Raw genomic sequence first — 6601 nt, 5'->3', positions numbered from 1 at the left:
GCCGCCGACGCCTGCCCGGAAGGCCTGGGCGTGCAGCTGGACTGGGACGCGGACAACGTGACCATCAGCATTCGTGACCACGGCGCGGGCGTGCCGCTGGCCATTGCCGAGCAAATCGGCAAACCCTTCTTTACCACCAAGGGCAAAGGCTTCGGCCTCGGCCTGTTTTTGAGCAAGGCCAGCGTGACCCGCGCGGGCGGCTCAGTGAAGCTCTATAGTCATGAGGAAGGTGGCACGCTCACCGAGCTGCGCCTGCCCCGTGTCGCACGAGGAGATATCGATGAGTGACGAGATCCAAGTCGAAGGCGAAGAACTGCCGCACCTGCTGCTGGTAGATGACGACGCCACCTTTACCCGCGTGATGGCGCGCGCCATGAGCCGTCGTGGATTCCGCGTGAGCACCGCAGGCTCCGCCGAAGAAGGCCTGGCCATCGCCCAGGCGACCTGCCGGACTACGCCGCGCTCGACCTGAAAATGGACGGCGACTCCGGCCTGGTGCTGCTGCCCAAGCTGCTGGAACTCGACCCGGAAATGCGCGTGGTGATCCTCACCGGCTACTCCAGCATCGCCACTGCCGTCGAGGCTATCAAGCGCGGCGCCTGCAACTACCTGTGCAAACCGGCGGACGCGGATGATGTGCTGGCGGCGCTGCTGTCCGAGCACGCCGACCTCGACACCCTGGTGCCGGAAAACCCGATGTCGGTGGACCGTTTGCAGTGGGAGCATATCCAGCGCGTGTTGACCGAGCACGAAGGCAACATCTCCGCGACTGCCCGTGCGTTGGGCATGCACCGCCGCACCTTGCAACGCAAACTGCAGAAGCGTCCGGTACGACGCTGAACCTAGGCTGAACAACCCGCTTCAGGCCGCACGGAGCCCTGAACCGATCAACTATGATCGGTTCAAACGCCTGTCTCCTCTTTCCTACCGAGCCTGAACCATGAATCAGAACGCTGAGTACTCTGCGGTCAACGATGCTGTGCGCGGGCAATTCCTACCCAGGGTGTGGCGGCTGATCACCCCTTACTGGCGCAGTGAAGAGAAGGGCCAGGCCTGGCTGCTGTTGCTGGTCGTATTGGGCCTGTCGCTGTTCAGCGTGGCGGTGTCGGTGTGGTTCAACAGCTGGAACCGCGACTTCTACAACGCCCTCGAACACAAAGACTACGACGCCTTCACCCACCTGCTGATGTACTTCAGCGTGATCGCCGTGGTGGCGATTGTGACCGGTGTGTTCACCTCTTATTTGCAGCAAATGCTCACCATCCGCTGGCGGCGCTGGCTGACGGAAACCTATTTCGCCCGGTGGCTGAGCCACAAGAACTACTACCACCTGGAATACGGCGGCTATACCGATAACCCTGACCAGCGGATCTCCGAAGACCTCAACGCGTTTACCAACGGTACGCTTACTCTGGGGTTGGGCTTTGTCAGTAACCTGGTGACCCTGGTGTCGTTCTCGGTGATTCTGTGGGGGGTGTCCGGCAGCATCGAGGTGTGGGGCATCACTATTCCGGGCTACATGTTCTGGGCCGCGCTGGTGTATGCGGTGGTCGGCAGTTGGCTGACGCACTTGATCGGTCGAAAGTTGATCGGGCTGAGCAACCGCCAGCAACGCTTCGAAGCCGACTTGCGTTTCAGCCTGGTGCGGGTGCGGGAGAATGCCGAAAGCATCGCGCTGTTCAATGGCGAACCCAATGAACACCAGCAACTGAGTGCGCGGTTCGGGCGGGTGTGGAGCAACTTCTGGAGCATCATGCAGGTCAAGAAGCGCCTGAGTTTTTTCACCAGCGGTTATTCCCAGATCGCGATTATCTTTCCCTTTGTGGTCGCGGCGCCGCGCTACTTCGCCGGCAAGATCGAACTGGGTGTATTGATGCAGGTGGCCCAGGCATTTGGCAGTGTGCAGGGCAGCCTGAGCTGGTTTGTCGACGCCTACACCGTGCTCGCCAGTTGGCGTGCCATCTGTGACCGCCTGCTGAGCTTCGGCCAGGCCATGGAAGAAAACGAAACCCGCGCCATGGGCATCGCATTGCAGCAACAGGGTGCGGATTTGCAGGTGAGCAACCTCAACCTGGACCTGGCTGACGGTCGTCACTTACTGCAAGGCGCCAATCTCTGCGTAGCGCAGGGCGAGCGCCTGATGCTCAGTGGTCGCTCCGGCAGCGGTAAGTCCACCCTGCTACGGGCCATGGGTAACCTGTGGCCTAACGGCCACGGCAGCATTCGATTGCCGGCCGAGCGTTACCTGTTTCTGCCGCAAAAGCCTTATCTGCCGATTGGCACGTTGAAGGCGGTGTTGAGTTATCCACAGGCGGACGGCGCCTATCCGGCAGAACGTTATGCACAGGTCCTGGAGACCTGCCGCCTGCCGCATCTCGTCTCACGCCTGGACGAAGCCAACCATTGGCAGCGCATGCTCTCGCCGGGCGAACAGCAACGCCTGGCCTTCGCCCGCGCACTGTTGTTCGCACCGCAGTGGCTTTACATGGACGAAGCCACGTCGGCCATGGACGAAGAGGATGAAGCGACGTTGTACCAGGCGTTGATCGATCAGTTGCCGGGGCTGAGCATCGTCAGCGTGGGGCATCGCAGCAGCCTCAAGCGTTTCCATGGGCGGCATGTGCGGATCGAGGGTGGACTGCTTCAGGAACAATCCTTGGCTTGAGACCAGACTCGGTCAATGTGGGAGGGGGCTCAGTGATCTGGAGAGTGAGTTCCCACAAAAAAGCCCGGCTGATCATCGATCAACCGGGCTTTTTATTGCTTGGAAATAACTTACTTCTTCAAGCCGTAATGCTCATCCAACATCCCTGGGGCGTTCGGCGTTTTTGGCGCGTAGTCCCGTGGTGGCTCCTGGTTTTCCCGGGGTGGGGTCAGGCGTTCCCGTGGAGTTTGCGGTGCATCGGAATGCAACGCGGCCAGCAGACGCTGGCGGGTGATGTCGTCGAGGGCCAGGCGGTTAGCGCCATCGGCGAGGTGATCCTGTACTTCCTGATAGCTCTGAGTGAGCTTCTTGACCAGGGTTGCGGTGCTGTTGAAGTGGGTAACAACCTCGTTCTGATAACTGTCAAAACGTTCCTGAATGTCATCCAACTGACGCTGCGTGCGGTTAGGCGCGGCATTCGGCAGCAAGCGAGCAACCAGGAATCCAATGGCGACACCGGCAACCAGGGCAAGAGTCGGCAACAACCAAACTAAGAGCGAGTGTTCCACGAGTCCTTCCTCTATAAACGGCTTTGCTTTACGTTAACGGCTCAAACCTGCGCTGTATACCGCGATTAAGCTCGCAATGATGCCATGCACAGACTTTTAGCTAGACGAGTCGACCCTTTGAGAGGTCACGGAGTTCATTCCTTGCTCATGCGTGAAACCCCCGTTTTGATCGATGGCCCGGTAGGCCAATTGGAAGCCCTGTACCTGGATCACCCCGAGCCACGTGGCCTGGCGCTGATCTGCCACCCTAACCCGGTGCAGGGCGGGACCATGCTCAATAAAGTCGTTTCGACCCTGCAGCGCACCGCCCGCGATGCGGGTTTGATTACTTTGCGTTTCAATTACCGTGGCGTCGGCGCGAGTGCCGGTACCCACGACATGAGCACCGGCGAAGTCGACGATGCCGAAGCGGCCGCCACCTGGCTGCGGGAAAAGCACCCCGACCTGCCGATGACGTTGCTTGGTTTTTCCTTCGGTGGTTATGTGGCCGCCAGCCTCGGTGGTCGCCTGGAAGCCAAGGGCGAAAAACTCGCTCATCTGTTCATGGTCGCCGCCGCCGTGATGCGCCTGCGTGATACCGATGTGCTGCCCCAGGGCTGCCCGTTGACCGTGATCCAGCCGGAAACCGACGAAGTGGTCGACCCGCAGACCGTCTACGACTGGTCCGCCGCCCTGAATCGCCCCCATACGCTTCTGAAAGTGGCAGAATGCGGACACTTTTTTCATGGCAAGCTCACCGATCTCAAGGATCTGGTGCTGCCGCGCCTCTCGAATTGATAGCAGTCTGATAAGCGATTACCCATGACGACGCGTACCCGTATCCTCACCGGCATCACCACCACCGGCACGCCGCACCTGGGCAACTACGCCGGTGCGATCCGCCCGGCGATCCTTGCCAGCCAGGACGCCAATGCCGATTCCTTCTACTTCCTGGCCGACTACCACGCCCTGATCAAATGCGATGACCCGCAGCGCATCCAGCGCTCGCGTATGGAAATCGCCGCGACCTGGCTGGCCGGTGGCCTGGATGTGAACCGGGTGACGTTTTACCGCCAGTCCGATATCCCGGAAATCCCCGAGCTGACCTGGCTGCTGACCTGCGTAGCCGCCAAGGGCCTGCTCAACCGCGCCCACGCCTACAAGGCCTCGGTGGACAAGAACGTGGAAACCGGCGAAGACCCGGATGCGGGCATCACCATGGGCCTGTACAGCTACCCGGTACTGATGGCGGCGGACATCCTGATGTTCAACGCTCACAAAGTGCCGGTCGGCCGTGACCAGATCCAGCATGTGGAAATGGCCCGCGACATCGGCCAGCGTTTCAACCACCTGTTCGGCAATGGCAAAGAATTCTTCACCATGCCCGAGGCGCTGATCGAAGAAAGCGTCGCCACCTTGCCGGGCCTGGACGGCCGCAAGATGTCCAAGAGCTACGACAACACCATCCCGTTGTTCACCAGCGCCAAGGACATGAAAGACGCCATCTCGCGGATCGTCACCGACTCGCGCGCGCCAGGCGTAGCCAAGGACCCGGACAATTCGCACCTGTTCACCTTGTACCAGGCATTCGCGACCAAGGCCCAGGAAGAAGAATTCCGCGGCGAGCTGTTGCAAGGCCTGGGCTGGGGCGAGGCCAAGAGCCGTCTGTTCCAACTGTTGGACGGTCAATTGGGTGAAGCCCGCGAGCGCTACCATCAACTGATGTCGCGCCCTTCGGACATGGAAGACCTGCTGCTGGTCGGTGCCAAGAAAGCCCGCGCCGTAGCGGCGCCGTTCCTCGCCGAGTTGCGTGAGGCGGTGGGCTTGCGTTCGTTCGTCGAGCAGGCTGCTGCTCCGGTCAGCACCAGAAAGAAAGCCGCAAAAGCCGCACGCTTCGTGAGCTTTCGCGAAGAAGACGGCAGCTTCCGCTTCCGCCTGTTGGCGGCCGATGGCGAGCAGCTGTTGCTGTCGCGCAACTTTGCCGACGGTAAAGCCGCTGGCGCGGTGACCAAGCAATTGCAAAGCGGCGTGATGCTGGACGTGCGCCCGGAGGCCCTGGGTTTCAGCGTCTGGCTGGACGGTGCGGCAGTGGCCGACAGCGCTCAGTTCGCCGACAGCGCGACCCGCGACGCTGCTATTCAAGCATTGCGCATTGCGTTGACCCCCATCGAGGATTGACCCGACCAAGGGTTGATTGCCATTAACCGGGGCCGTCGTTACAGTGACGGCCCGTTTTTGTTGCCTTGCTAACGAAATTATGACGCCCCTAGAACGATATCAAGCTGATCTGAAACGCCCTGAATTCTTCCATGACGCGGCCCAGGAAACGGCGGTGCGTCATTTGCAGCGTCTGTACGACGACTTGGTCGCGGCCTCGCAAAGCAAGCCAGGGATGCTCGGCAAGCTGTTTGGCAAGAAAGACCGCACGCCGGTCAAAGGCCTGTACTTCTGGGGCGGTGTGGGCCGCGGCAAGACCTACCTGGTCGACACCTTCTTCGAAGCGCTGCCGTTCAAGGAAAAGGTCCGCACGCACTTCCACCGCTTCATGAAGCGTGTGCACGAAGAGATGAAGACCCTACCGGGCGAGAAAAACCCGCTGACCATCATCGCCAAACGCTTCTCCGATGAAGCGCGGGTGATCTGTTTCGATGAATTCTTCGTCTCCGACATCACCGACGCCATGATCCTCGGCACCCTGATGGAAGAACTGTTCAAGAACGGCGTGACCCTGGTCGCCACGTCGAACATCGTGCCCGACGGCCTGTACAAGGACGGCCTGCAACGTGCGCGCTTCCTGCCAGCCATTGCGTTGATCAAGCAGAACACCGAAATCGTCAACGTCGACAGCGGCGTCGACTACCGCCTGCGTCACCTGGAGCAAGCGGAACTGTTCCACTTCCCGCTGAACGAAGCCGCCCACGAAAGCCTGCGCAAGAGCTTCCGTGCGCTGACGCCGGAATGCACCCAGGCGGTGGAAAACGACAAGTTGATGATCGAGAACCGCGAAATCATCGCGCTGCGTACCTGCGATGACGTGGCGTGGTTCGACTTCCGCCAATTGTGCGACGGCCCGCGCAGTCAGAACGACTACATCGAACTGGGCAAGATCTTCCATGCGGTGATTTTGAGCGGCGTAGAACAGATGAGCGTCACCACCGACGACATCGCGCGACGTTTTATCAACATGGTCGATGAGTTCTACGACCGTAACGTCAAGCTGATCATCTCGGCGGAAGTCGAGCTCAAGGATCTGTATACCGGCGGACGCTTGAACTTCGAGTTCCAACGCACGTTGAGCCGTTTGCTGGAGATGCAGTCCCACGAGTTCCTGTCGCGCGGGCATAAGCCGTAAGCTGATGTGATCCCTATAAAAGGCCCGCAGCGATTGCGGGCCTTTTTATTCTGGGTG

The 6601-nt window shown here is 60.2% G+C and carries 6 protein-coding genes and 1 pseudogene; 6 read left to right on the top strand and 1 reads right to left on the bottom strand.

Features of this window, described 5'->3' with window-relative positions:
* From IQK56_RS16075 to IQK56_RS16065, 3 genes and pseudogenes are all read left to right on the top strand, one after another.
* Positions 1-288, top strand: a 288-nt coding sequence (locus IQK56_RS16075) for an ATP-binding protein (protein ID WP_246500237.1), incomplete at its 5' end; no start/stop codon positions are given.
* Positions 281-840, top strand: a pseudogene (locus IQK56_RS16070) (response regulator transcription factor). The gene IQK56_RS16075 and the pseudogene IQK56_RS16070, both read left to right, overlap by 8 nt.
* Before the next feature lie 100 nt (positions 841-940).
* The gene (locus tag IQK56_RS16065; protein WP_193862431.1) at positions 941-2665 is read left to right on the top strand and encodes an ABC transporter ATP-binding protein/permease; all 1725 of its coding nucleotides are present in this window, start codon (positions 941-943) and stop codon (positions 2663-2665) included.
* A gap of 110 nt (positions 2666-2775) precedes the next feature.
* Here the strand turns inward: IQK56_RS16065 and IQK56_RS16060 are convergent, their stop codons facing one another.
* Complete coding sequence (locus IQK56_RS16060; RefSeq protein WP_003171734.1) at positions 2776-3213, bottom strand: Z-ring associated ZapG family protein; 438 nt, start codon at positions 3211-3213, stop codon at positions 2776-2778.
* Between the two features lie 147 nt (positions 3214-3360).
* Here IQK56_RS16060 and IQK56_RS16055 point away from each other — a divergent pair, with 147 nt between their 5' ends.
* From IQK56_RS16055 to zapE, 3 genes are all read left to right on the top strand, one after another.
* Entirely contained in the window at positions 3361-3990 is a 630-nt protein-coding gene (locus IQK56_RS16055; protein ID WP_193862430.1) for an alpha/beta hydrolase, read from the top strand.
* 24 nt (positions 3991-4014) lie between these two features.
* The gene (locus IQK56_RS16050) at positions 4015-5370 is read left to right on the top strand and encodes a tryptophan--tRNA ligase (protein WP_193862429.1); all 1356 of its coding nucleotides are present in this window, start codon (positions 4015-4017) and stop codon (positions 5368-5370) included.
* Positions 5371-5449: 79 nt separating this feature from the next.
* On the top strand, positions 5450-6544 hold the full coding sequence (zapE, locus tag IQK56_RS16045; RefSeq protein ID WP_122309597.1) for a cell division protein ZapE: 1095 nt from the start codon (positions 5450-5452) through the stop codon (positions 6542-6544).
* Positions 6545-6601: the final 57 nt, after the last annotated feature.

The organism is Pseudomonas cyclaminis, from assembly GCF_015163715.1.
GTDB classification, from domain to species: domain Bacteria; phylum Pseudomonadota; class Gammaproteobacteria; order Pseudomonadales; family Pseudomonadaceae; genus Aquipseudomonas; species Aquipseudomonas cyclaminis.
This window is presented reverse-complemented; position numbering and strand designations above follow the sequence as displayed.

What these genes read in the sequence shown, in the direction of transcription:
- IQK56_RS16065 (WP_193862431.1), top strand. Translation starts at nt 941, where the DNA reads ATGAATCAGAACGCTGAGTACTCTGCGGTCAACGATGCTGTGCGCGGG.
- IQK56_RS16055 (WP_193862430.1), top strand. Translation starts at nt 3,361, where the DNA reads ATGCGTGAAACCCCCGTTTTGATCGATGGCCCGGTAGGCCAATTGGAA.
- IQK56_RS16050 (WP_193862429.1), top strand. Translation starts at nt 4,015, where the DNA reads ATGACGACGCGTACCCGTATCCTCACCGGCATCACCACCACCGGCACG.
- zapE (WP_122309597.1), top strand. Translation starts at nt 5,450, where the DNA reads ATGACGCCCCTAGAACGATATCAAGCTGATCTGAAACGCCCTGAATTC.